This window comes from Salidesulfovibrio onnuriiensis (assembly GCF_008001235.1).
In the GTDB taxonomy this organism is placed as follows: Bacteria; Desulfobacterota; Desulfovibrionia; order Desulfovibrionales; family Desulfovibrionaceae; genus Pseudodesulfovibrio; species Pseudodesulfovibrio onnuriiensis.
The window spans coordinates 3,515,695-3,538,651 of the sequence record NZ_CP040751.1 but is presented as its reverse complement, the minus strand read 5'-3'; the positions used below and the strand labels follow the sequence as shown (position 1 = coordinate 3,538,651).

Annotated in this window: 18 protein-coding genes; 5 read left to right on the top strand and 13 right to left on the bottom strand. The window is 61.1% G+C overall.

What is annotated here, in order from left to right:
* Together truA and FGL65_RS16350 are read left to right on the top strand one after the other, a co-directional pair.
* Positions 1 to 810, top strand: a complete 810-nt coding sequence (truA, locus tag FGL65_RS16355; RefSeq protein ID WP_147822323.1) for a tRNA pseudouridine(38-40) synthase TruA — start codon at positions 1 to 3, stop codon at positions 808 to 810.
* The gene (locus FGL65_RS16350; protein WP_147822322.1) at positions 764 to 2,809 is read left to right on the top strand and encodes a hypothetical protein; all 2,046 of its coding nucleotides are present in this window, start codon (positions 764 to 766) and stop codon (positions 2,807 to 2,809) included. Before truA ends, FGL65_RS16350 begins: the two co-directional genes overlap by 47 nt.
* 60 nt (positions 2,810 to 2,869) lie before the next feature.
* Here FGL65_RS16350 and FGL65_RS16345 read toward each other — a convergent pair whose 3' ends face one another.
* From FGL65_RS16345 to FGL65_RS16285, 13 genes are all read right to left on the bottom strand, one after another.
* Positions 2,870 to 3,394, bottom strand: a complete 525-nt coding sequence (locus FGL65_RS16345) for a Spy/CpxP family protein refolding chaperone (protein WP_187170423.1) — start codon at positions 3,392 to 3,394, stop codon at positions 2,870 to 2,872.
* A gap of 217 nt (positions 3,395 to 3,611) precedes the next feature.
* Positions 3,612 to 4,037 carry a hypothetical protein gene (locus FGL65_RS16340; protein ID WP_147822320.1) on the bottom strand — a complete coding sequence of 142 codons (426 nt, stop codon included), beginning with the start codon at positions 4,035 to 4,037 and terminating at the stop codon, positions 3,612 to 3,614.
* A 31-nt stretch (positions 4,038 to 4,068) separates the two neighbouring features.
* Positions 4,069 to 4,350: a hypothetical protein gene (locus tag FGL65_RS16335; protein WP_147822319.1), complete on the bottom strand. Its 282-nt coding sequence runs from the start codon at positions 4,348 to 4,350 to the stop codon at positions 4,069 to 4,071.
* A gap of 16 nt (positions 4,351 to 4,366) precedes the next feature.
* Positions 4,367 to 4,948: an RNA polymerase sigma factor gene (locus FGL65_RS16330; RefSeq protein WP_147822318.1), complete on the bottom strand. Its 582-nt coding sequence runs from the start codon at positions 4,946 to 4,948 to the stop codon at positions 4,367 to 4,369.
* A 106-nt stretch (positions 4,949 to 5,054) separates the two neighbouring features.
* Positions 5,055 to 6,794, bottom strand: a complete 1,740-nt coding sequence (gene fliD, locus FGL65_RS16325; protein ID WP_147822317.1) for a flagellar filament capping protein FliD — start codon at positions 6,792 to 6,794, stop codon at positions 5,055 to 5,057.
* A 12-nt stretch (positions 6,795 to 6,806) separates the two neighbouring features.
* Positions 6,807 to 8,294, bottom strand: coding sequence for a flagellar hook-associated protein FlgL (gene flgL, locus FGL65_RS16320; RefSeq protein ID WP_147822316.1), 1,488 nt, complete (start codon positions 8,292 to 8,294; stop codon positions 6,807 to 6,809).
* Positions 8,295 to 8,314: 20 nt separating this feature from the next.
* Positions 8,315 to 10,402 carry a flagellar hook-associated protein FlgK gene (gene flgK, locus FGL65_RS16315; protein ID WP_147822315.1) on the bottom strand — a complete coding sequence of 696 codons (2,088 nt, stop codon included), beginning with the start codon at positions 10,400 to 10,402 and terminating at the stop codon, positions 8,315 to 8,317.
* Positions 10,403 to 10,421: 19 nt separating this feature from the next.
* On the bottom strand, positions 10,422 to 12,023 hold the full coding sequence (locus FGL65_RS16310; RefSeq protein ID WP_147822314.1) for a flagellar hook protein FlgE: 1,602 nt from the start codon (positions 12,021 to 12,023) through the stop codon (positions 10,422 to 10,424).
* A 24-nt stretch (positions 12,024 to 12,047) separates the two neighbouring features.
* Positions 12,048 to 12,725 carry a flagellar hook assembly protein FlgD gene (locus FGL65_RS16305; protein WP_147822313.1) on the bottom strand — a complete coding sequence of 226 codons (678 nt, stop codon included), beginning with the start codon at positions 12,723 to 12,725 and terminating at the stop codon, positions 12,048 to 12,050.
* A 173-nt stretch (positions 12,726 to 12,898) separates the two neighbouring features.
* Positions 12,899 to 13,204 carry a hypothetical protein gene (locus tag FGL65_RS16300; RefSeq protein WP_147822312.1) on the bottom strand — a complete coding sequence of 102 codons (306 nt, stop codon included), beginning with the start codon at positions 13,202 to 13,204 and terminating at the stop codon, positions 12,899 to 12,901.
* Positions 13,205 to 13,266: 62 nt separating this feature from the next.
* The gene (locus FGL65_RS16295) at positions 13,267 to 13,815 is read right to left on the bottom strand and encodes an RNA polymerase sigma factor (RefSeq protein ID WP_147822311.1); all 549 of its coding nucleotides are present in this window, start codon (positions 13,813 to 13,815) and stop codon (positions 13,267 to 13,269) included.
* Positions 13,816 to 14,232: 417 nt separating this feature from the next.
* Positions 14,233 to 16,176 (bottom strand): FapA family protein, encoded by a 1,944-nt coding sequence (locus FGL65_RS16290; protein ID WP_187170422.1) that lies wholly within the window; start codon positions 16,174 to 16,176, stop codon positions 14,233 to 14,235.
* Positions 16,177 to 16,337: 161 nt separating this feature from the next.
* Positions 16,338 to 17,585 carry a BPL-N domain-containing protein gene (locus tag FGL65_RS16285; protein WP_147822309.1) on the bottom strand — a complete coding sequence of 416 codons (1,248 nt, stop codon included), beginning with the start codon at positions 17,583 to 17,585 and terminating at the stop codon, positions 16,338 to 16,340.
* 132 nt (positions 17,586 to 17,717) lie between these two features.
* Here FGL65_RS16285 and FGL65_RS16280 point away from each other — a divergent pair, with 132 nt between their 5' ends.
* The 3 genes from FGL65_RS16280 (at position 17,718) to FGL65_RS16270 (ending at position 22,830) form a co-directional block, all read left to right on the top strand.
* A complete protein-coding gene (locus FGL65_RS16280; protein ID WP_147822308.1) occupies positions 17,718 to 20,384 on the top strand; it encodes a valine--tRNA ligase in 2,667 nt (888 codons plus the stop codon).
* A 206-nt stretch (positions 20,385 to 20,590) separates the two neighbouring features.
* On the top strand, positions 20,591 to 22,096 hold the full coding sequence (gene cobA, locus FGL65_RS16275; RefSeq protein ID WP_147822307.1) for a uroporphyrinogen-III C-methyltransferase: 1,506 nt from the start codon (positions 20,591 to 20,593) through the stop codon (positions 22,094 to 22,096).
* 176 nt (positions 22,097 to 22,272) lie between these two features.
* Positions 22,273 to 22,830 (top strand): methyltransferase family protein, encoded by a 558-nt coding sequence (locus tag FGL65_RS16270; RefSeq protein WP_147822306.1) that lies wholly within the window; start codon positions 22,273 to 22,275, stop codon positions 22,828 to 22,830.
* Positions 22,831 to 22,957: the final 127 nt, after the last annotated feature.

Below are 22,957 nucleotides of genomic sequence, written 5' to 3'. Positions count from 1 at the left end.
GTGCCCCGCATTCGCCTGACCCTGGCCTACGACGGCACGGCCTTTTGCGGCTGGCAGCTCCAGGCCAGGGAGCGCACCGTGCAGGGCGAACTGGAAACGGCGATTGCCCGCATCGTGGGCGAACCCGTGCGCGTGCACGGCTCGGGCCGCACGGACAGCGGGGTGCACGCCCTCTGTCAGGTCTGCCATTTCGACGTCCCCGAATCCCGGGCAACCATTCCCTGGCGGCGGGCCCTGAACAGTTTGCTGTCCGACGATGTATCCGTTCTTTCCTGCCATGTGACGGATGCCGAATTTCATTCCCGCTATTCGGCGGTTTCCAAGACATATGCCTACACCCTGTGGCATACCCGCGAATTTCTTCTTCCCCACCGGCGCAATCAGGTCTGGGCCTGTGGGCCCGTGGATTTCGGGCTCATGGAGCGGGCCGCCGAGGTCTTTCTGGGCACGCATGATTTCGCGGCCTTCCAGAACACGGGAACCCCGGTCAAGAGCACGGTGCGCACCATGACCCGCCTGGAGCGCTGCCCGGGCATAAACGAACACGAGAGCGTGTGGCGTTTTTCCGCGGACGGCTTTCTCAAGCAGATGGTCCGCAACATCATGGGCTGCCTGGTGGAGGCCGGGCGCGGTAAAGTTTCTCCACAAACCATCCGATCAATATTGGACGAAGCGGACAGAACCGCCGCCCCGGCAACGGCCCCCCCGCAGGGGCTGTGCCTCGAGTTCGTCCAATATCCGGCCATGGCCGAGGAGAAATGCCTTGAGCGACGACCTGAAGACAGTCCTGACACTGGGGACTGCGGATAACGAATCCGCCAGTCTCCACTTTACCCTGCAAAGGGCCCTGCAAGGCTCTTTCGAGGGTTCTGTGTGGCAGGACAAGTTTCAGAACGCCCAGCTTTATTCCAAATTCCACAAGACCGGCGAATCCCTGGCCATCCGGCTGGAAAACACCCTCAATCTGTTCAAGAACAGCCTGGAATCCTTCCAGTGGCCCAAGTCCGATCCCCTGTTCAAGGGGCGGCTGGTGGTGGGCGGCGACGATTTCGAGAAGTATGTTTCGGCCGACGTGAGCAAGGAGGGCGAGGCGGTCCGCTACTACAAGTTCTTTTCCCGGGGACTGGATGCCGAGGCGGACGCCGATCTCACGGAAGGGGAATACAAGTTCGAGGTCGCCCTGGGCGACGACAGCGAGGAATTCTCCATCGACGTGGAAGCGGACTGGACCAAAGGCGATCTCATCGATGCGGTGGCCGAGGCCATCAACGGCAGCACGCTCCAGGTGCAGGCCGAAAGGGTGTTTCAGCTTTCCCCGGGTCTTCGGGTTCCGGATCTCAACGCCGAGGGCACCTCGCTGCTGCTGGCGGTCAATGCCGGAAGCGCGGAGCAGGATCTGTCGCTTTCGGATACCCAGGGGCACCTGCTGAACGAGTTCGATTTCTCGGCCGTGAACGTGCCCACTGAGCCGGCCGACCTGGACACCTACCTGCTTTCCGGCGGCCGTGCGGGCAAGGCCTCCCTGTTCTATTCCGATACCTTCGATCCCAACGCCGCCGTCACCCTGAACGCGGGCGTCCACTCCATCGACTGGAGCATGGGCGAGCAGAGCGGCACCTTCACCTTTTCCGTGGATCCGGATGACACCTGGGAGGACCTGCTCAACAAGGTGGCCGACGCCGCAGGCGGCAGCCAGTCCATGTTCTCGGCCGAAGTGGTTTCCAACCGCATGCTCTCCGACCAGGTGCAGGACCAGCTCCTGTACATGGACGGGGTACAGCTCCGGTTCGAGGCCCTTGATCCCAAGCTGGGCGAGCGGCTGTCCATCACCGGGGGCGTGCACGTGGGGGACGGTTCCTTCACAGTCAATGACGATCTGGGCGTCCGGTATCTCGAGGTCAGCGAGGAGCAGTACGACGCCATCGTCACCGGGGCGCAGGTGACCCTTTCCACGGACGGCACCCTGCCCACCGGCCTTGCCGAGGACACGACCTACTACGCCATCAAGAGCGACACGGGCAGGCTCATCCAGCTGGCGACCAGCAAGACCGACGCCGAGGCCGGAACGGCCATTGCCCTCACCGACGACGGAAGCGGCGACCACAGCGTGACCTTCACCACGGAATATCCGCTCACGGCCCTGGGGCTCGGGGCCACGGCCCAGCCCGGTTCGGACACCGAGGTGAGCACCGGCGGCAGGATCTATGAGCGGGCCGCGGGGGCCATCGTGCTGGATCAGGGCCGGTTGCAGGTGGAGATCGAGGAGAATTTCTCCGAAACCATCCCCCTGTCCGTGGTGGAGCCGCTGCAGGAGATGCAGGACCGGCTTTCGGACGTGATCACCTCCTACAACGACCTTCGCTCCCTGCTGGTCAAGAATCTGGATATCCTGCGCGAGGAGACGGATGCGCTCTGGCGGGATCCCGTGACCGACAACGCCACGGACCTGCAATCCATCGGCCTGCGGGAAACCGGCCTGGAAAAGACGCTCTGGTTCTCCCATGACGCTTTCTACGAGTCCCTGGGCGCGGACCCGGAACGCACCCAGAGCCTGTTGCTGGACGAGGAGGACGGGCTGCTGACCCGCTGGCTGGACGAAACCCAGTCCGTGCTGGACGCCGGGACTTCGTCCCTGCTCATCAACGAGGCCTCCATCACCGACCCCATTTACGGCAAGCCGACCCCGCGCACCGAGCTGGAGCTGGAAAAGAGCAACCAGTTGCTGGACCTGTTCGACCAGTCCGAATCCAACCTGGAATCGTTGCTGGATGCCGGGCTCAATTCCGGCCTGGTGAGCAAGAAGGGATGAAAAAAGGCGCACAGCCGAAGCTGCGCGCCATGGTTCCGAAGGGCAGGAACGCCGGATCCGCTAGATGTTTTCCAGGATCCAGGAATCCATGTTCATCCTTTTTTTGGGGGGACGCTGCTTTTCCATCTTTTCCATGAACTGCCGGTGAATCATGTCCAGCTTGGCGGATTGCTCCGCGGTCAGCACGCTCCGGATCTTGGCCATGCTTGCGGCGCGTTCCACATCGTGGGCCTGCCGCTGCTGGGCCATTTTCTTGCTCAGGGCGCGGACCGCGTCCACATTGCCCTGGAACTGGGCCTGGCGCATGGCCTCCATGTCTTCATGCACGGCATCGTGCATTTCCCGCATCGTGTCCCATTCCGTCTTGAGCTGCTTGGCTATCTTCGTTTTCTGGGCCTGGGTCAGGCCGAGCCGTTCCAGGTCCTGCACCAGCTGGTCCGCCGGATGGGGGCCCTTCTTCATCTTCTCATGGTGGGGCGGGGCGGGCATTTTCTCGTGGTCGTCCATATTGTCCATGGCCAGCGCCATGGTGAAGGCCATGGATACCAGAATGATGCTGGTTATGATGATGCTTGTTTTCTTCATTACACACTCCTTGTGCATTTTGTGATCGCTTCTGCTTTTCAAGTCCGGTGCGGACTGGATCCGGTTACACAAAAAGTGAGCCCCGCCGGGGTAGCGGGGCTGCGGGGAAGAAGGGATTAGGGTGGGTTTGCAAAAGCAGTTGGGTAGACTGCCTTCTCTCAATATCAGTGTCGCCGGGTTTAACCTTGCGGTTACAAACCCGGCGACTTTTTTTCATTTAATCCATGAGAGGCGGCGGAGGCGGTGGTGGCCCCGGCCTGTGGAAGGCCTTGCGCCGCTTTTCGAACCGTTCGTGGAGCACCTTGAATTTTTCCTGCTGTTCCGGCGTCAGGAGAGCCATGATCCGCCGGTACTGTTCATCGAGCAGTTCATCCATCTGTTTGTCGATGGGCTTGCGGATTTCCATGGAGCGTCGGAAGCCCTCCTCGAATATCTCGGTGATGGCTTCATACTGTTCCGAAGTCAGGTTCAGTTCCGTATCCAGCCTTCCGATGATCCTGTCCTTGAGCTCCTCGGGGGCCGGAATGGGAGGCGGCGGAAATCTATCCATATACAGCCGCATGATCCCGGCGCCCACCAGGGCCCCGGTGCCGAAAAGCAGCAATACGGCGATCCATTCTTTCCAGTTCTTGCTTTGCAGCATCGCTTTCTCCTGAATGATACGGGCGTGGCCCTTACATTCCCAATACGAGCGAGCCACCGTTGTACATGCAGACCAGCATATCCTCGACTCTGAGGGACGTGTTCGAACTCAGCATGAACAGCGCCATGGCGGCAATCCCCGCCACCGCGGAAAACGGGAAGGCTATGCGGATGAAGTCCCGCGCCTGCTCGATATCCAGGGTACGGATTTCGCCCATGATGGCGTACACGAGATTCGGGTTCGTCTTTGGCGGCCTCTTTGTCCGGTGGATGGCGCTCAGCGCTTCCATCGTTGTTCTTGAGCGATGCGTCATGGTTCTCCCCTCCATTTCAGATCGCCTGTTTTAGGATTTTCTTTAGTTTATTTCTGGCCCGATGCGCTCGGACCTTCACATTCACCTTTGTCCAGCCGAGCAGGTGGGCTGCCTCGGCCACGCTTTTTTCCTCCAGGGCCGTGAGGGTTACCACCATCCGGTCCTCGGGGGAAAGTTGGTCCAGGGCCCAGTCCAGCAGCTTGATGTTTTCCTCCTGCTGCGCCTGGGCCAGAAATTCCTCCTGCGCCTGATTCGCGGTCAGGCGGTCGAGCATGTCCCAGGGATCTGCCCCCAGGGTGCTGACCGGCGTTTCCCGGTAGCGGTATTCCTCGCGCCAGAAGTCGTAGCAGCATCGGACGCTTATCTTCGAAAGCCAGTTCCGGAACGGCTTTTCACCCCGGAAGGTGTTCAACGACCGGTAGGCGTTGACAAACGCCGCCTGCACCACTTCGTCCACGCGCTGGTAGGGCACATGATTGCCCACGATGCGCGACACATGCTCCTGGTGCCTGTTCACCAGAGTCTCGAAGGCGTTGACATTGCCCTCAAGGATCTCCTGAACAACAGCCGTGTCCGGCGAAAGTTGCTTCCCCTTCATCCCTGTCTCAGTCACTTTTGCGGTCCAGTAGGTATTGGCCGTCCATGGCGGTTCATACCATTTGTCGGGCGCAGCGTCGAACCGGTTACAGGGGGAAGAAGAAAAATCATTCAAGCTGGTCAAGCTGGCTTTCCAACGTCGTCTGGAGACTGTAATATTCGCTCAGCGTGGTTTCCAGGCGGCTGTACTTGTCGCGCAGTCTGGATTCGTACTGTTCCAACCGGGTTTCTTCGTTGTCTATTTTGTCATCGATGCTGTCGATAATGTCATTATAGTTTTCCTGGATAATGTTCAATATGCCGTTTTGGGAGTCGCACATCTCGTCGATGGACTCGACCAGTTCCGGGATTTTGCCCCGCTTGACGGCCACGGAGCCCGTATAGGTCCCGTCCGTAAGGTCGTCCACGCGGAGGGCCATGCCCAGAGCGTCTCCGGAGATACAGGTTATTTCGTCGCCGCTGATGGCGCACGTTTCCCCGCCGATGGTGGCGCTGACGACGGCACCGCCGCTCATGGTGTACTCGACGTCGTAAACGCCGGGCTGGGTGGTCCCGTCCACCGTGGAGAGAATCGTGAAGTCCGTGGAATCGGTTTCGGCGATGTCGTTGGCGGAAAAGACCATGGCCACGCCTTCCGGGTCCTTTTCCAGGGCCTCCAGGAAGTCCTCCTCGTCAAAGAGCAGCTGTCCGAAGGTCACGGAGCTGTCGTCCGCGTCCGTGGTGATGCCGAGCTGGGAGAGGGTCGAGTAGTAGTCGCCCCCGCCTGTGTCGCTGTCGTAGTAGCTGAAGCCCAGGCCCAGGGTGGCGATGACGTCCTTGAGGTTCTGGTTGACCATGTCCACGCCGTAGTTGCCGGTCATGACCGAGGCCTCGGGTTCGTCCTCGTCGGATTCATAGTCCACGCTCGATATTTCCTGGATCAGGGAAATGACCGTGTTGAACTGCTCCACGAAGGTCTGCACGTTTTCCACGATGGCGTCGTTGTCCACGGACACGGTCATGGTGGTGCCGCCGCTGTCCGTGGTATCCTTCAGGGTCAGGGCCACGCCGTCCAGCACGTCGTCGATGTAATTGGAATCCCGTTCGATCCATTCGTCCGCCGCCGTGGGAAATCCGTCCACCTTGATCTGGGAGTTGCAGGCCACCTGGGTCTGTTCGAAGTTGGAGGGATCCAGGGAGGCGATGGTGGAGCTGGTGATGGAGATGGTGTTGTCCTCTCCCAGGTCCATTCCCCGCAGTTCCAGGTGATACTCGTCCCCGTCGTTGACCAGCGCGGCGCGCACCCCGTCGTCCAGGTCCGCGTCGCTGTTGATGAGGTTGACGAAGGTGCTCACGGTTGTTCCCGCCTCCACATCGATGGTGTAGGATTCCCCCGCGTATTCGAGCACGAAGGTGCCGCCCGTGGAGGTGAGCACCTCGTCGGTGGCGGAATAGCCCGCGCCGGTGTTGAACCAGATGTCGTTCTGGGCCAGCTGGTTGATGACGATGTTGTGGGTTGCTTCCTGGGCGTCGGCATCCACGCTCACGGACAGTGCGCTCGAATCCGTGACCGAGGCGGACTTGGCAAAGAACTCGCTCAGGGTGTCCAGGTCTTCCAGGGCGGTCTGCAGACTGATGAGCGCCGTGTTCAGGTCGCTGAGGGCCTCGTTCTTGGCTTCCCACTGGTATTTCCAGTTCTCCAGGTTGTCCAGGGTGTAGCTTTCCGCCGAGACCAGACCCTCGATGAGGGTGTCGAAGTCCGTGCCGGTGGAGACCCCCGAAAAGGTGATCTGGCCCGACGTGTAGGTCTCGGTGTCGTAGTAGCCCTCGTAATAGCTGTTGATGTAGTCGTAGGAGTAATCGCTCATGGCCGTTCCTCCCTAGAGATAGCTGAGCAGGGTCATGCTCATGATCTTGGAAGAGGAGCTGAGCACGGATTCATAGATGTATTCCGCCTTGGACAGCTCCGCGAGCAGGGTGCTCAGGTCCGCGTCCTCGATCTGGGATATCTGGCTTGTGGCGTTGCTCTTCTGCACCGTGAGGATGCTCGCCTGGGATTCCAGCCTGTTTTCTCGGGCGCCCACGTCCGCGGCATAGGTCTCCAGGCGTTCCTGGGCCGCTTTGATCCTGTCGATGCACTCGCCTATGCCGTCCGTGTCGTTCACTTCCAGATAGCCGATGAGGTCGCTCATGGCCTCGAACAGGTTTTCCTCGGGCGTTTCCGGCAGGGCCTCCGTGGCCGTGCCGTCTCCGTCGGCGTCGTAGAGCCCTCCGAAGATTTCCAGGCCCACGTTGTTGACCACCACCTCGCTGTAGCGGTTGACGTTGATGGAGATGTCCGCGTCCGCAGGCGTGATCTGGAACTGGTCGCCCGCCGCGATTGCCGTGCCCGCGCCCGAGGTCAGGTTCAGGAATCCGCCGGGCAGGGGCAGCTGGGCATTGGAGGTCACGTTGCCTTCCACCCAGGTGCTGCCGCCGTCCAGGCTGAAGGAATATTCCACGGCGCCGTTGATGTCCGTGCCGCTGTCGATGCGCACGGTGATGTCGCCCGAGAACACGCCGTCGGCCGAGGCCTCAATGGCGGCCGCACCGGACTTGGTGATGTTGATGCCGTCGTTGGTGTCCCCCAGGTAGACCGCCGCCGGACGCAGATAAAAGCTGGTGTCGCCGTTGGCCTGAACATTGGTTCCCGCGGCCAGTTCCAGCTGGGCCGTGCCGCAGTCCAGCACGGTGTCGCCCGCGGCCAGGGTGGCCTGGGTCCAGGTCTCGCCGCCGTCCGCGGAATATTCGTAGTCGATGGCGTCCGTGCCCACAACTCCCGCGGTCAGGGTTCGGACGTAGATGGTGTACTCCGCGTCGCCCGTCACGCTGACGATGTCGTCGGCCGACAGGTTCTCGTCGTTGACGGTCACTCCCAGGATCTGCTCGTAGGCGTTGTCGTCGATCTTGTGCCCGGCGAAGATGGATTGGCCCACGTACTCGGTGTTGGCGATGGAGATCATGCTGGCCAGGTTCTGGCGGGCCTGGGATGCCAGGGACTGGCGCTGGTCCGCGGTCAGGGTGCCGGTGGCCGCCTGGGTGGCCAGTTCCTTGCTGCTGGTCAGGAGTTCGCTGGCCTGCAGCAGCATTTCGTCCGCCAGGTTGAGCCAGCCATTGGCCGTGTCGATATTGTCCTCGTACTGCTCCATCGCCGAGGTGTAGGCCCGCAGGTCCAGCACCTGCTTGTAGCCGGAGGGGTCGTCGGACGGGCTCAGGATTTTTTTCTGGGCCGAGTTCTGGGCGTTGAGCCGCATGACCTCGGACAGGGCGTTGTTGATGTTGGAGATGGACGTACTGAAAATCATGTTCTGGGTGACGCGCATGGTCATTCCCTCCTTGCTGCCGCGCCCTAGCTCTTGAGCGCGAGCACGATGTCGAAGAGCTCGCTGGCCGTGGTGATCATCTTGGCCGCAGCCGCGTAGGACTGCTGATAGCGCATGAGCATGGTCAGCTCTTCGTCGATGTTGACGCCGGAAACCTCTTCCTGCTGTTCCGCCAGGTCCTCGGCCAGGGTGCTGTAATAGGCCGCGTTGGTGGACGCGGTGGATACGTCGCCGCCCACCTCGGAAACCAGGCTGTCGAAGTAGGATTGGAGATCCTGCTCCACGCTGCCGTAGATGGTGGTGATGGTGACTTCCTTGGTGGCCAGTTCGGCCAGGGCCAGGGCTATGGTGTTGTCGCCTTCGTTGACCTCGCCCGCGCCGTTGACGTGGCCGGCGTTGACCCGTTCGGAGTCCGCCTCGATGTATGTGTTGATGGAGATGGACGCGGCGTCGTGTCCGTCGAAGTAGGTGTTGATGCCCAGCCCCGCCAGCAGGCCGGAGCTGTCCCCGGCGAATTCGAACTCCGTGCCGTCGGCCGCTTCCAGAGAGAGTCTGCCGTCAATGATCTCGGCGTCGATCTGGCCGGGGAAGGTGGCCTCGATGGCATCACACACGTCTTCCATGGAATGCACGGTGGGGTCGAAGTAGGAGATGCCCGGCGAGATGGACGAGAAGTCAACGGAGGCGTTGCTCAGCAACTCGCCGGTATCCTCGTCGTAGATGGCCAGGGAAAAGGAGCCTTCCTCGATGTAGTCCTCGAAATCCAGACCGCTCTCGCTGATGGGGCGGTCCGTGAACTGGGCCTGGTAGGAGCCCAGCACGTAGTCCCAGTGATCCAGCCCGGCCCCCTGGCTGTGGGCGTAGTTCACTTCCCAGATCAGGGACGAGGCGAAGGCGTCGAGCTGCTCGGTGTAGTCACCCAGGTAGCTGTCGCGGGCGATGAGCATCCCGGCCAGGGAGCCCCCGCTCAACCGGCTGCCGCTGCTCGTGGTGTCGGCAAAGGGGGTCACGTTGACCTTGCCCGAGCTGTTGCTTTCCCAGTAGACGGCCGACTTGGCCACGATGGTGAACTGGTCACCCGCCGTCAGTTCGGTGCCCGCCATGGTCCCGGAATCCGATTCGTCGCCGAACCAGATTTCCACGCCGCCTATCTCGATCCGGTTGTCCGTGTCCCCGGCCGTGTAGTAGACCGGTTCGCCGTCGTCGTCCGTGAGCCATGTCTTGCCGCCGTCCAGGGAGACCTTGAAGGTGGCTGCGGAACCGCCGCCCGAGGCATAGCCCCCGTTGACGACCTCGATGGTGAATTCCTGGTTGGAGGAGCCTTCAAAGTAGATCGAGCCGTCAAAGTCCGAGGTGGGATAGAGCGAGGATGAGGACTGGGCGCTTTCGTAGCTGAAGGTGTACGCCTTGTCCCCGTCCACCAGGGAAAGGCCCTCGCCGGTGAGCACCGTGATCTGGCCGTCTTCCTGCTCTATGGTCTGCACATCCACCCGTTGCGCCAGGGCGCGCACCAGGTAGTCGCGGGTGTCGAGCAGTTCGAGGTTGTCTGTCTGCCCCGGGATCTGGGCGTTGAGCGCGGCCAGGTCCTCGAGGATGTCGTTGATCTCGTCCACCTCCTCGCTGATGGCCTGTTCCATTTCCAGCTGCTGGTATTCCAGGTCCTCGGCCGTGCTGGCGAGGAGGGAGATCAGCGTGTCGGTTTCGGAGACGAGCGTGGTGCGCTGGGTGGTTTCGCCCGGTGCCGAGGAAAGGTCTTCCCAGGCGGCCCAGAAGTTGGCCAGCGAAGCGCTGATCCCGGTGGTCTCTCCCTGGGTGAACAGGGCCTCCAGGCTGGAGAGATACTCGGATGCGGTGCTCCACTTGGTCAGCCCCCCCATTTTCTCGTTGTACTGGCTTTCCAGGTATTCGTTGAGATGACGGGTGATCCGGTCCACGGTGGATCCGGTTCCCACCCTCCCCACGGCGGTCTGCACCGAGGGGAGGGAGGTAAACTCCACGGTACGCCGGGTGTACCCGGTCGTATCCACGTTGGAGATGTTGTTGCCGTGGATGGATATGGCTCCCTGGAAATTCTGCAGGGAGAGCAATCCCGTGTAATAGAGGGACGAGATCATGGATCAATCCTCCGGTTTGCTAGCGCTTCAGCGCAATGACTTCGCTGAGCAGGGTGTCGGCCGTGGTGATGACCTTGCTGTTGGACTGGAAGCCGCGCTGCAGGGTGATCAGCCGCACCATTTCCGTGGCGGTGTCCACGTTGGACTGCTCCAGGGTGTTGGCGGCCACGGATCCGAAGGTGCTGGTGTTGGCCGTGCCCGTGATGGCCTGGCCCGAATCGCGGGTGGCCGAGAACAGGTTCCCTCCCTCGTGCTCCAGGCCGTACTTGTTGTCGAAGCGGGAAAGGGTCACCGCATAGAGGTCCAGCACCTGGCCGTTGGAATAGTTGCCGGTGATGATGCCGTCGCTGCTCACGGTCAGGCTCTGCAGGAAACCGGCGGAATAGCCGTCCTGCTGCTGGGTCAGGGTGGAGGAGCTCGTGTCGTAGGAGGTGGTGGCGTCGGCCGCAATGTCCAGGGCATCCATGTTGGGGATGTTTGCGTAGGTGCTGCCGATGAGCGAGGCGTTGGAGACGCTGCCCGCCTCCCAGCCGTTGTTGGTGATCAGGTCGGCCGTGGAGAGGCCGAAGTCGATGGAGAAGCTGGTTGAGTTTATCTGGTTCGTGGCGCTGGCGTTGGAGGCCCCGGAGAAGTTGGCGGTCATGATGGGCAGACCGTCGTCGGAGAAATCGGCCAGTGTCCAGTTGCTCAGGTCCTTCATGTCGCCGGATGCGCCGCTGGCCAGGGTGAAGGCGCTCTGGCCCACCAGGTTGCCCGCGGTGTTGAAGGTCAGAGTGCCGATCATGAGCACGCCGCCCGCAGAGGTAGTGCCCAGGGACTGGCCGTCCAGGGTCCTGCCGTCCGCGCTGGGCGGGATGGTGACGACGTATTCCCAGACCTGGTAGCCGCCGGACTGGCTGGCGACGCTGCTGTCGTCGACCGGGTCGAAGTAGACGGTCAGGTCCGTTGCCGTGCCGTTTTCGTCGTAGACCGAGATGGTGGTCTGGTAGGCGTAGCGGGAGTCCGAAAGCGGGGTGTCCTCGGAGCCGTCCCAGTACTGGAACATGGAGAAGCACGGGTTGGTGGCCACTGCCGCGTTGTCGTCGCTGTCCGAATCCAGGTTGAGCACGAAACTCACCTCGCTGGTGGCTTCGGGCGGGGACTGGAAGTTCTCCAGGCGGATGTCCTGGGGCGTGCCGGTGATCTGGGTCAGCCCGGACGAGGTGCTTTCGCCGTCCACCACTTCCCAGCCCTGCACGCGCAGGCCCGCCGGGGTTACCAGGTAGCCGTCGTCGTCAAAACGGAAGTTGCCCGCGCGGGTGTAGTACTCGTCGCCGGTGCTCGGGTCATGCACGGTGAAGAAACCTTCGCCGCCCAGGGCCATGTCCGTCACCTCGGTGGAGGATTCGTAGGGGCCCTGCGAGTAGTCGGTCATGATGGCCGAGGTGGCCACGCCGTGGCCCATCTGGTCCACGCCGCTTGCCGTGTTCACGTACGAGTAGAAGAGGTCCTCGAACTGCATGGTGGAACCCTTGAACCCGATGGTGCTGGTGTTTGCCAGGTTGTTGCCGACCACGGAGATGGCCTGGCTGTGGGCGGTCAGGCCAGTGATGCCGGAATAAAGCGATCCTGTAAGACTCATGGTATCCTCCTGAAATTTTTTGTTTTATGCGGTAACTTCGTAGACGTTCGACAGGTAGACCTGACGGCCGTCCTCAAGGGTCAGCAGGGTGGAGCCGCTGGATTGGGAAACCCCCGACACAACGCCGCTGACCATGGTGGAAATGGAAACCGATTCGCCCTCGGAGTTGGTGGCCGTGAAGGCGATGGAGTAAAGGCCGTCTTCGAGTTCCTCCCCGTCCGATCCGGTGCCGTCCCAGGAGAAATCGTATTCGCCCGCGTCGTGTGCGCCGAGGTCGATGCTGTTCACGATGCTGCCGTCCTCGTCGATGATGTGGGCGGTGAGGTCCTCCACATCGACGGGAACGGTGTAGGTGACGTCGCTGATGGTTTCCCCTTCCTTGCTCATGGAGTAGCCGGAGGCCACGACACTCTTGCCGATGTAGCTCACGGCCGTGTTCAGGGTCTGGGTGTTGATGGTGTCGATCAGGTCGCTGATCTGGGAATTGATGTTGGTGAGCTGCTCCAGGCTGGAGAACTCGGCCATCTGGGCGATGGATTCGCTGTCGTCCACCGGGTCCAGGGGATCCTGGTTTTCCAGCTGGGCCACGAAGAGCTGCAGGAATTCGTCCTGGCCGAGATCGGTGGACGACTCTTCGGTATCCCACGACGTGGTGGAAGAGGTATAGACGCTGTTCAGGTAACTTGCGCTGCTGGTATACATAACGGTTGCCTCCTTCGGTCGAGACAGGGTCCGCTGCCCCGGGCCCAATGCCCAGGGCGGGCAGACTTCTGCCGGTGTTTGAAAGAGACAACCGTTCGCAGAGGGCGGCCTTTCCGCCCGGGACGGGGTGCGTATGGCACTCCGTCCGAAATTTTGATCCCTTTGCGGCGGGATCAGACCGTGAACGTGTGGGCCGCCACTTCCCCTTCGTCATTCACCAGCGATTGTGCGCGCTCGATGACATGCGCCGGGGGCTGCATGGCCTGCCCGTCGAAACGGGCCCTCAGTTCCATCAGTTCCCTGTTGCAGATTCCCGCGGCCTGCTGGCCCGAAGCGGCTTCGCAATCCCGCTCCTGCTCCAGGGCCTTGTCCAGGCAACCGGCAAAGCCGTTGTCCTGCGACTGCCCGGAAGCGGCCTTTTGCGCCTGTCCGGTGGCTGCAATGGTCAAACCGTTGCCAAAGAGCTTGATTCCGTCCATGGAATACCTCCTGTGAGTGCGGGAACTCCGTCCCTTGTATGTTCCTGGCGTGGCGCTTTCGTCTACGCCGTCACTCCGTAATGGGCCCTGAGCCTGTCCAGCGCCTGGTGCTTGATGCTGCGGACCGTCTGGGTCTTGACCCCCATGAGCCGGCCCACCTCGGCCGGGTCCAGGTCCTTCTCGAAGAGGAGGTGAAGAACGCTCTGCTGCCGTTCGGTGAGCACTCCCGTGGGATAATTCACCTGGAGGCGCGGCCCTTGTTCCTCTGCCTGCAGTTTGTCCTGATAGTCCTCCAGGGGGACGTGGTTCCTCGCTCTTGCGCGCAGGTAGTCCAGCGCCGTGGAGCGGGTCAGGACGGCAAGCCAGGTTGAGAAAGAACCTTTTTTCGGGTCGTAGCGTCGTAAAAGCCTGAAATCATCTTTCACGAGCTTGAGAAATACATTTTGCGTGATGTCGCATATATCATCTTCTTTCAATCCGTTCATGTGAGCCTTGCAGTAGTGATGCAGGTATCCATATATGGATGATGCATATTTCTCTACAAGAGCATCCCAATTCTGCTTGATGTTGTTTTCATCAAAGAATGATTCGAGATGAATACTTTCTGCCATTTGTTTTCATAAAACCTTGTTTGCGAAGTTTGTTGTCTCTTTCATAGAGTGGTACGAATCGAGAAATGAAAACATCCATGAGAAAAATTAAATAATTTTTATGTGTAGTGATTATAGATTTTTAGAGGTTAAATAAATTTGAATGGTTTAATTTGTATTAATGTTTCAAAAATATCTTTCCATAGTCATAGACGTTTGGTTTGGTAATAAGGTTACAATGTAATTTAATATTAATATTTTTATTAAATGCATTAAAGTCGGTGCAAAGTCTGAAGTGGTTACATTCGATAAATAAAAAAAGCACCTTTTGTGAAAAAGGTGCTTTTAGAAGGTGCATTAATACAATGCTGCTACAAATGTAGACGGAGCCGATGCGGCAAAGGTTACGCGGAGGAGTTCATTTTATCGCGCGGGGCGTTAGAGCGTGCCGAAGGCGATCTTCTGCTCCTCTTCGCTCCAGTAGATCAGGGAACGATCCATGGTTCGCTTGACCCGCGCGGTATGGCCGCCCATCTTGATGACCGTGCCGCCGTGGATGGTCCGAAGAACCTTGATGGTGACGCCCCTCAGTTCGTTGCGGCGAATCTCGGCCTTTTCGGCCAGCTCGTCGGCCACTTCCTTGTAGCGTTTCGCCAGTTCCATGCGGTGCTTGAGCACCTTGACGATGGATGGGCGCTTTTCCGGGGGGACGCGCCTGAGGATGTCCTTGGGATTGCCGTTCCCCAGGGCCTTGTCGATTCTCTTGATTTCCTTGGCCAGGTTGGCGCGCTCGGCCATGGCTTCCCGGTCGTCGCTGGTGCTCAGGTTGATGCCCACGATGGTCTGGACGCCCAGTTCCGAGCCCAGCTCATTGACCTCCATTCCGCGGGAGCAGATGGCCGAGCCTCCCTGGATGATGCCCTTGCCCTTTTCCGCCCGGATATAGCCGTCCGCCTGGATCGTGGAATTTGAAATTTCGTTCTTGAACAGGATGCTGCCGTGTGCGTGCACCCTGGCGTTGTTCATGTAGGAGACCGTGATGTTGCCCTGGGCCGTGACCATGCCTCCGTCGGGCATGAGGATGCCGCCACCGACCTCGATGTTTTCCCCGGCCTCCACCTCCGCGCTTTCAATGGAGCCCTGGACGATGATGTTCTTGGGCGCTGCCACATGGAATCCGGCCTGCACATTGCCCATGATCTTGACCGAGCCCGTGTCCACCTTGACGTTGCCGGTGTTCATGTCCACGTTCTCGGGCAGCACCAGGCATTCGGAGACGGAAAGCACGTTTCGGTCCAGGACCATGATCCCCGTGGCGTTGGCCGTAAAGGTTGCTCCGTCTTCGCAGATCTCCACGTTTTCGCCGGGATGGACATGCAGCTCCACCCCCTCGTTGGCCGGGAGCGTCTTGGCGTAGATGTCGATGCCGCCCTCGCCCTTGGTGGGCGGGTGCAGGCGGGCGATGGTTTGCCCCGGAGCGACCGAGGGGTAGGCTCCCCGGTCCTTGAAGTCCACCCTGCCGCTCTCGTCCTCGGTGCCGGTGGCGTCGCGCGTGCTGACCAGGTATTCCAGCCAGCCGTCCTTGCCGTTCACCGGATGGCGACCGCGCACCAGTACCGCGTTGGGCACCGGCTGCTGACTTACGCTGGCCTTGCGGATGAACTTGTCGATGGCGTCCGGATCGATTTCGATGGCCACGCCCAGGTCCAGCAGTTCCTTTTCCAGGGCCTGGACCGAGAGGGGCCTGCCGAAGCAGTCCTGGTGGAATATGGTGCTGGTCACCGTGATATTGTCGCTGTCTATGCGTAGGAGCGGGTCCACCCAGACCAGGCCTTCCTTTTCGTCCACGCGGGCCATGCCGTAGACCTGGGAGGTGAAGGTTCCTTCGGTTGCATCGAAGTCGCAGTTTTCCCCGGCCTGGATCTTGATGTCCTCGGGCGGGTCGGTGGAAGAGGGCTTGGTGATCTTCCCGTCGATGGTTTCCCCCTGGCGTGCCTTTTTCGGGGGATATTTGACGGCGAATTTATACCCCGGGAAAACCGGGTAATCGAGATTGCCGATGGTTTCGAAGCGGGCGTCTTCGGGGTTCTGGACCTCGACGCCGCGCACAAGGGTGATGCCGGTGATCTCCCGGGCCTCGGCCAGGTGGGAGAGAATCTTTTCGGCTGCCTCCTCGTCCACGGACAGCCGGACTCCGGCCGCGGCCACCTGCTGCTTGAGAAGCTCGACACTGGGCTTGGCGCCATGACCCTTGGGCGGGAAGTAGCGGTTCACCCCGAGCTTCATGCCGTCTTCGGACATGCAGAAACGGAAATGCGCATCATTGGAATGATCGCCTTCCTTGATGTCGTTCATGGGCGTGCAGGTATCGTTTTCCGCCATGGTCGCTGCCGTTGTTGAAGGTGGAGAGCTTGGAGCGTGGCGCATGGTGGGCCGCGCTCCAAACTCCTGCCTATGCCGCGAGAAACTCCCTATACTTCTCGCTGCCTATGTAACATAGTCGGCGAGTTTTGCGCAACACGACAGAAAGTTGTGGAAAACTTTCAGGGACTTTTGTGCAGATGCCAGTACAATTCTTCAAGAGAGGCCGCCAACTGCACATACAGGCCTCCCGGAGCGGGTGGTTTTCCAAAGAGCGCCGCCCGATTCTCCCGGAGGACCCGAGGGTTGATGGCGGAAGGGCCGGAGTGCAGTACGGTCATGGCCAGTCGTTCGGCCAGCAGGTAGCCGGTGACCCCTTCATGCATGAGTCGCATCAGTTCGGAGAACCGTCCGGAAACTTCGTTCCAGTAGGTTCTTGCCGATTCGTTTGCTTCCGAGGCCAGGGTTTCGCAGATCAGGGAATAGAGGCTGTTGATGCCTGCGCCGGGAATACCGCGCCGCCAGCCCAGCAGCCAGGGGTTGCGCCAGAAGAGCAGGAAATGCGTGCGTCCGGTGTCGATGATCTCCTCCAGCATGGCCTTGGCCGCGAGCAGGGTTTCATCGGCCCAGCGGACCTCGGTCCCGGAGACGTCCCAGGCCGGGATGGGCTCACGGAAAGCGGGGTGTCCCAGGATTTCGCCCAGGATGTGGCCGAGCCACGCGTTGGCCTGGGGCGAGGCAGGGGTTTCCAGGTGCGCGTAGCTCAGCAGGTAGCGCCCCTTGCCGTGTTGCCCAGTGATCACGCAGGGCCTGCCCTGTATGAAGTCGGGCGTGAGGCGGATGCCGTAGAGGGCCTCCCAGTCCGAAAGGGTGCCTTCGGGCAGGTGCTTGAGATTGAGGTCCGCCACCCAGAAATCCGGGCCGGGAGCGCCATAGGTGGCCAGAACGGTGACGCCGTTGTCCTCTTCGGCGAACTGGCCCGGCCACCAGACCGGGATCAGGGCGTGCGCGCCCAGGGTGTCCGGCACAAGGGAGTGCCCGGTTCGCAAGGCCACGTTCACATGGCCGGAGAGAAAGTGCTGCAGGCGGTTGTCGAATCCCTGCCGTTTCCAGGGGCAGAGGCCCAGGCCCGTGTCGGAAAGGGCCAGCCCCGCGCCGCCGCAAAAGCCGACATACGCGCCCCCGTCGTTCACGTAGCGGCGGATCTCCGCCTGCCCGGCCGGACCCAGCCGGTCCATCTTGCCCCGGGCGCGGCCGCCCGGAACCACGAGCGCCAGCGGGATCTCGCCGTCGAGCTTGCCAGCCAGCGCGCCTTGGGCTATTTCATCTGCGCGCACCAGGCGGTGGGGGACTCCCCATGCCTTGAGCGCACGCTGCACCAGCAGGCCCCAGAAGTGCGATTCGTCCCAGTATATATGGATGCTTGACATATGGTGCTCTCTCAATGAGGGTATTTCGCACGCTATCAAGGCCTTGGCGCTGAAGCAAGCGCAACCGTATGAAATTTCAGGACGCCCGGCAGGTTCCGGTGCGTCCAATTCGATATTGTAAGGAGACATGGAATGAGCCGACCGACGCTGGCCAAGGGATACGAACCTTGGGACGTTGAAGAGAAATGGGAGCAACACTGGGAAGACAACAAGACCTTCACGCCGGACGTGGAGGACGAACGCGACCCGTACTCCATCGTCATTCCGCCGCCCAACGTGACCGGCGTCCTGCACATGGGTCATGGCCTGAACCTGACCATCATGGACATCCTCTGCCGTTTCAACCGGCAGCAGGGAAAGAACGTGCTCTGGATTCCCGGCACCGACCATGCGGGCATCGCCACCCAGAACGTGGTGGAGCGCCAGCTCAAGGAAGAGGGCAAGACCCGCGACGACCTGGGCCGCGAGAAATTCATCGAGCGCGTCTGGGAATGGAAACAGGAAAAGGGCGATCACATCCTGAGCCAGATCCGGCGCATGGGCGCTTCCGTGGACTGGACCCGCGAGGCCTTCACCTTTGACGACCAGCGCGCCAAGGCCGTGCGCGAGGTCTTCGTCAAGCTTTTCGAGGACGGCCTCATCTACAAGGGTGACTACATCATCAACTGGTGCAACCGCTGCCACACGGCCCTGGCCGACGACGAGGTCGAGCACGAACCCAAGCCGGGCAAGCTGCACCACATCAGGTATTCCCTCACGGACGGCTCCGGCGACATCGTCATCGCCACCACCCGCCCCGAGACCATGCTGGCCGATACCGCCATTGCCGTGAACCCCGAGGATGACCGCTTCAACCACCTCATCGGCAAGACCGTGACCCTGCCTCTCGTGGGCCGCGAGCTGCCCATCATCGGCGACAGCTACGTGGACATCGAGTTTGGCACCGGCTGTCTCAAGGTCACCCCGGCCCACGACATGAACGACTGGGAACTGGGCCGCAAGCACGATCTCGAGATCATCTCCATCCTGGACGAGAAGGGCTACATCAACGAGAACGCGCCCGAAAAGTACCGGGGCATGCACAAGGACGAGGCGCGCAAGGCCGTCATGGAAGACCTGGAGGCCGAAGGCCGCCTGATCCTGGTGGAGGAACACGACCATAAGGTCGGCGTCTGCTACCGCTGCAAGTCGGTCATCGAGCCGCACGTCTCCACCCAGTGGTTCGTCTCCATGAAGCCGCTGGCCGAAAAGGCCCGCGCCGCCGTGCCCGGAAAGACCCAGATTTTCCCCGAACACTGGACCAAGACCTACTACAAGTGGCTGGACGAGATCCGCGACTGGTGTATTTCCCGCCAGATCTGGTGGGGCCACCGCATCCCGGCCTGGACCTGCGAGGACTGCGGCGAACTGATCGTGGCCAAGGAAGACCCGACCTCCTGCACCAAGTGCGGCGGTTCCAAGCTGGTGCAGGACGAGGACGTTCTGGACACCTGGTTCTCCTCGGCCCTGTGGCCGTTCTCCACCATGGGCTGGCCCGATGAAACCGCGGACCTGGCCAAGTACTACCCGACCTCCTGCCTGGTCACGGGATTTGACATCCTGTTCTTCTGGGTGGCGCGCATGATGATGATGGGCCTGCACTTCAAGCAGGAGGTTCCGTTCCATCACGTCTACATTCACGCCCTGGTGCGCGACGAGCAGGGCAAGAAAATGTCCAAGTCCACGGGCAACGTCATCGACCCCCTGGACATGATCGAGAAATACGGCGCCGACGCCCTGCGTTTCACCCTGGCCTCCTTTGCGGCCATGGGCCGGGACATCAAGCTTTCCGAACAGCGCATCGAAGGCTACCGCCATTTCATGAACAAGATCTGGAACGCGGCCCGCTTCGCGCTCATGAACCTGCCCGAGGTCATTCCGGCCGTGGAACTTTCCGAGGCCGAAGGGCTGGCCAACAAGTGGATCCTGCACCGCCTCGAAGAGGTCAAGGAGCAGGTCCGGCAGGCCACCGAGGAATACCGTTTCAACGAGATCGCCCAGACCCTGTACAAGTTCATCTGGTCCGAGTTCTGCGACTGGTACCTGGAAATGGTCAAGCCCGCGCTCTACGGCGAGGACGAGACCGCCAAGGCCGCGACCCAGAAGGTGCTCTGGACCGTGCTGTCCGAGATCCTGATCCTGCTGCATCCCACCACGCCGTTCATCACCCAGGAAATCTGGTCCGCGCTGCCGAGGCCCGAGGGAGATGACCGCAGTGACGACATCGCCACCCTGGCCTACCCGGAAATGCGGCCCGAACTGCGCAGCCCCGAGGCCATGGCCGAGATGGAGCTGTTCATGGGCGTGGTTTCCGGCACCCGCAACATCCGCACCGAGCTGCTCATTGAGCCGGCCCGCAAGCTGGATCTGCTGGTGCGCACCGTGTCCGAGGCCGACAAGGGAGTGCTCGAGGCCAACCTGGAGCTGATCCGGTCCCTGGCCCGCCTCGAGAACGTGACCATCGGCGCGGACGTGAAGGGGCCCAAGGCGTCCGGTTCCACCGTGGTGCAGGGCAACGAGATTTACGTTCCCCTGGAGGGCGTCGTGGACTTCGATGCCGAGCTGGCGCGTCTGGACAAGAACATCGCCAAGATCGAAAAGACCATGGGCGGCGTGGCCAAGAAGCTGGCCAACCCCGGGTTCGTGAACAACGCGCCCGCAGACGTGGTCGAAAAGGAAAAGGCCAAGCTGGCCGAGATGGAAGAGGAGCTGACCAAGCTCACCCAGTTGAAAGAACGCCTGGCTAGTGTAGCCAGCTAGAAGATATTGAAGAGCCGGGGAGGGGACCTTTTGAAAAAGGTTTCCCTCCCCGGACCCCTCCCTCCAAAACTGTTTGGATACCGCTTCGCGGTGGGTGGGGTGCTATTTGAAACGAGTCCAGCGCCTTCAGGCGCTTGCCAAAAAGTTTGGAAGATTCCAAAGAAATTTTTTCAAAGGTTTCTTTGGCCGCCGGAGGCATTCTACGTATGGCTACTGTTTATCTTGTCGGTGCTGGCCCGGGCGATCCCGGATTGTTGACCCTTCGCGCCAAGGAGATCATCGAGACCTGCGATGTGATGATCTACGATTATCTGGCCAACAAGGATTTCCTGAACTGGTGCAGGCCGGACTGTGAAATCCTTTATGTGGGCAAGAAGGGCGGCGACCACACCCTGCCGCAGGACAAGATCAACGAGCTGATCATAGCCAAGGCCGGAGAAGGCAAGAACATCTGCCGTCTCAAGGGTGGCGATCCGTATGTCTTCGGCCGCGGCGGCGAGGAAGCCGAGGAACTGGTGGAAGCGGGCGTGGACTTCGAGGTGGTGCCGGGCATCACCGCGGGCGTCGCCGCCCCTGCCTATGCCGGTATTCCGGTCACCCACCGCGACCACACCACCTCGGTATGCTTCATCACCGGCCACGAGGACCCCACCAAGGAAAAAACCGGCCATGACTGGTCGGCCTACGGCCGGTCCACCTCCACCCTGGTTTTTTACATGGGCGTGAAGAACCTGCCCATGATCGCAAAGAATCTCATGGACAACGGCCGTTCCGCCGATACCCCGGTGGCTCTGGTGCGCTGGGGCACCCGCTGCAACCAGCAGAGCATGCTCTCCACCCTGGAGAACGTGGCCCGGGACGCAGAGGAGCAGGGCTTTGCCGCCCCGTCCATCATCGTGGTGGGCGGCGTATGCGGCCTGCGCGACAAACTGGCCTGGTTCGAGAAGAAACCCATGCTGGGCAAGGGCGTTGTGGTCACCCGCGCCCGGGAGCAGGCCAGCGGACTGGTGGATGTCCTGCGCGGCCACGGCGCCTGCGTGTACGAGTTTCCCACCATTTCCGTGGAGCATCTGGACGACTATGCCGAGGTGGAAACCTCCATCCTGCAGCTCGCCCGGTATGACTGGCTGGTGTTCACCTCTGTCAACGGCGTGAAGTTCTTCTGGGAGCAGCTCCAGGAAATCGGCCTGGATTCGCGTATCCTGGCGGGCCTGGAAGTGGCCGCCATCGGCCCGGCAACCGCGGACGCCCTGCGCGAGCGCGGCATCAACCCGGATTTTGTGCCCGAGAAGTACGTGGCCGAGCACGTGGTCGAGGGCCTGCTGGCCCGGGGCATCCAGGGCAAGTCCGTGCTGGTCCCGCGCGCCAAGGTTGCCCGCGAGGTGCTGCCCGACGAGCTGAAAAAGGCCGGGTGTGAGGTGCAGATCCTGCCCGTCTACGAAACCCGGCTGGCCGGTTCCGACGTGGACGAGGTCCGCGCCGCACTGGACGCGGGGAAGATCGAATACGTGACCTTCACCTCCTCCTCCACGGTGCACAACTTTTTCGAGCTCATGCCCGCCGAGGAGTTCAAGAAATACGAAGGCGTGAAGATCGCCTCCATCGGCCCTGTGACCACCAAGACCGTCCACGAATACGGGTTCACCGTGGCCGTGAAGCCCGAAGAGTACACGATTCCGGGTCTGGTGGAGGAACTGCTCAAGGACGTCTAGTTTTCCTGGACGCGTTTGCTACTGCAACAACGCCAGCCCGCAGCGTATGAATACGTTGCGGGCTGTTTTTTTGTGCCCGGCATTCCGCATCAGGAGCCGCCGCTCTTTTGAATGGCCTTGCATTATTATGTCGCTTGCCGGCTTGCCTTTTTCCGGTCAAGGGGGAATATGGCGGCATGAAGTACACCGACAAATTCGTTGCGATTGCGTCCGAGGAACGCTCCTCCCGGTTCAAGGTCATTACCCTGGTCGTGGGGGCGACCCTGTTCCTGGTGGTCTTTGCCTGGCTGGTCCTGTGGATCTCCCACTGGCTGGTGGATGTCTTCAACACGCTCTTTGTGGAGCCGCTGCCCGTTGTCGGCGGGGTTATTGCCGCAATCGGCGCGGCCGTGGCGGGCTGGACCGCCCTGGTCATGTGGATGCAGGCGGAGGGGACCCCGGCTCCCCTGGCCCCCACAAGGAAGCTCGTCGTCAGCGGGCCGTTCCGGTACTGCCGAAATCCCATGCAGTTGGGCATGATGATCTACCTGCTGGGGCTTGGGACGGCGTTCTTCTCGCTTGTCACGGGCCTGGTGGCGCTGCTTGTGGCCTTTGCCGTGGGCGGAAGCTACCACCATTTCATCGAGGAAAAGGAACTGCGCGCCCGTTTCGGCGAGGAATACGAGCAATACAGGCGCGGCACGCCGTTCCTCATTCCCCGCTGCAAGAGGGCCGGAGGGCCTGCCGAAGACTAGCGGCAACGGGCGGCGCGTCCCGGCCGGGCGATTCTCCTTGTCTTTTTGTCCATGATCGTGCACATCAACGCAGCGGGTGATGGTACCCATGCCCAGGCCGAAAGACGGGGCATATGCGGCCATCTGT

Bases quoted from the DNA above. Each gene is read 5' to 3' on its own strand.
- FGL65_RS16295 (WP_147822311.1), bottom strand. From the start codon at position 13,815: ATGGCAGAAAGTATTCATCTCGAATCATTCTTTGATGAAAACAACATC.
- FGL65_RS16280 (WP_147822308.1), top strand. From the start codon at position 17,718: ATGAGCCGACCGACGCTGGCCAAGGGATACGAACCTTGGGACGTTGAA.
- FGL65_RS16310 (WP_147822314.1), bottom strand. From the start codon at position 12,023: ATGAGTCTTACAGGATCGCTTTATTCCGGCATCACTGGCCTGACCGCC.
- FGL65_RS16340 (WP_147822320.1), bottom strand. From the start codon at position 4,037: ATGCTGCAAAGCAAGAACTGGAAAGAATGGATCGCCGTATTGCTGCTT.
- FGL65_RS16300 (WP_147822312.1), bottom strand. From the start codon at position 13,204: ATGGACGGAATCAAGCTCTTTGGCAACGGTTTGACCATTGCAGCCACC.
- cobA (WP_147822307.1), top strand. From the start codon at position 20,591: ATGGCTACTGTTTATCTTGTCGGTGCTGGCCCGGGCGATCCCGGATTG.
- FGL65_RS16270 (WP_147822306.1), top strand. From the start codon at position 22,273: ATGAAGTACACCGACAAATTCGTTGCGATTGCGTCCGAGGAACGCTCC.
- flgL (WP_147822316.1), bottom strand. From the start codon at position 8,294: ATGACCATGCGCGTCACCCAGAACATGATTTTCAGTACGTCCATCTCC.
- flgK (WP_147822315.1), bottom strand. From the start codon at position 10,402: ATGATCTCGTCCCTCTATTACACGGGATTGCTCTCCCTGCAGAATTTC.
- FGL65_RS16335 (WP_147822319.1), bottom strand. From the start codon at position 4,350: ATGACGCATCGCTCAAGAACAACGATGGAAGCGCTGAGCGCCATCCAC.
- FGL65_RS16305 (WP_147822313.1), bottom strand. From the start codon at position 12,725: ATGTATACCAGCAGCGCAAGTTACCTGAACAGCGTCTATACCTCTTCC.
- FGL65_RS16290 (WP_187170422.1), bottom strand. From the start codon at position 16,176: ATGGCGGAAAACGATACCTGCACGCCCATGAACGACATCAAGGAAGGC.
- FGL65_RS16330 (WP_147822318.1), bottom strand. From the start codon at position 4,948: ATGAAGGGGAAGCAACTTTCGCCGGACACGGCTGTTGTTCAGGAGATC.
- FGL65_RS16285 (WP_147822309.1), bottom strand. From the start codon at position 17,585: ATGTCAAGCATCCATATATACTGGGACGAATCGCACTTCTGGGGCCTG.
- fliD (WP_147822317.1), bottom strand. From the start codon at position 6,794: ATGAGCGATTACTCCTACGACTACATCAACAGCTATTACGAGGGCTAC.
- FGL65_RS16345 (WP_187170423.1), bottom strand. From the start codon at position 3,394: ATGAAGAAAACAAGCATCATCATAACCAGCATCATTCTGGTATCCATG.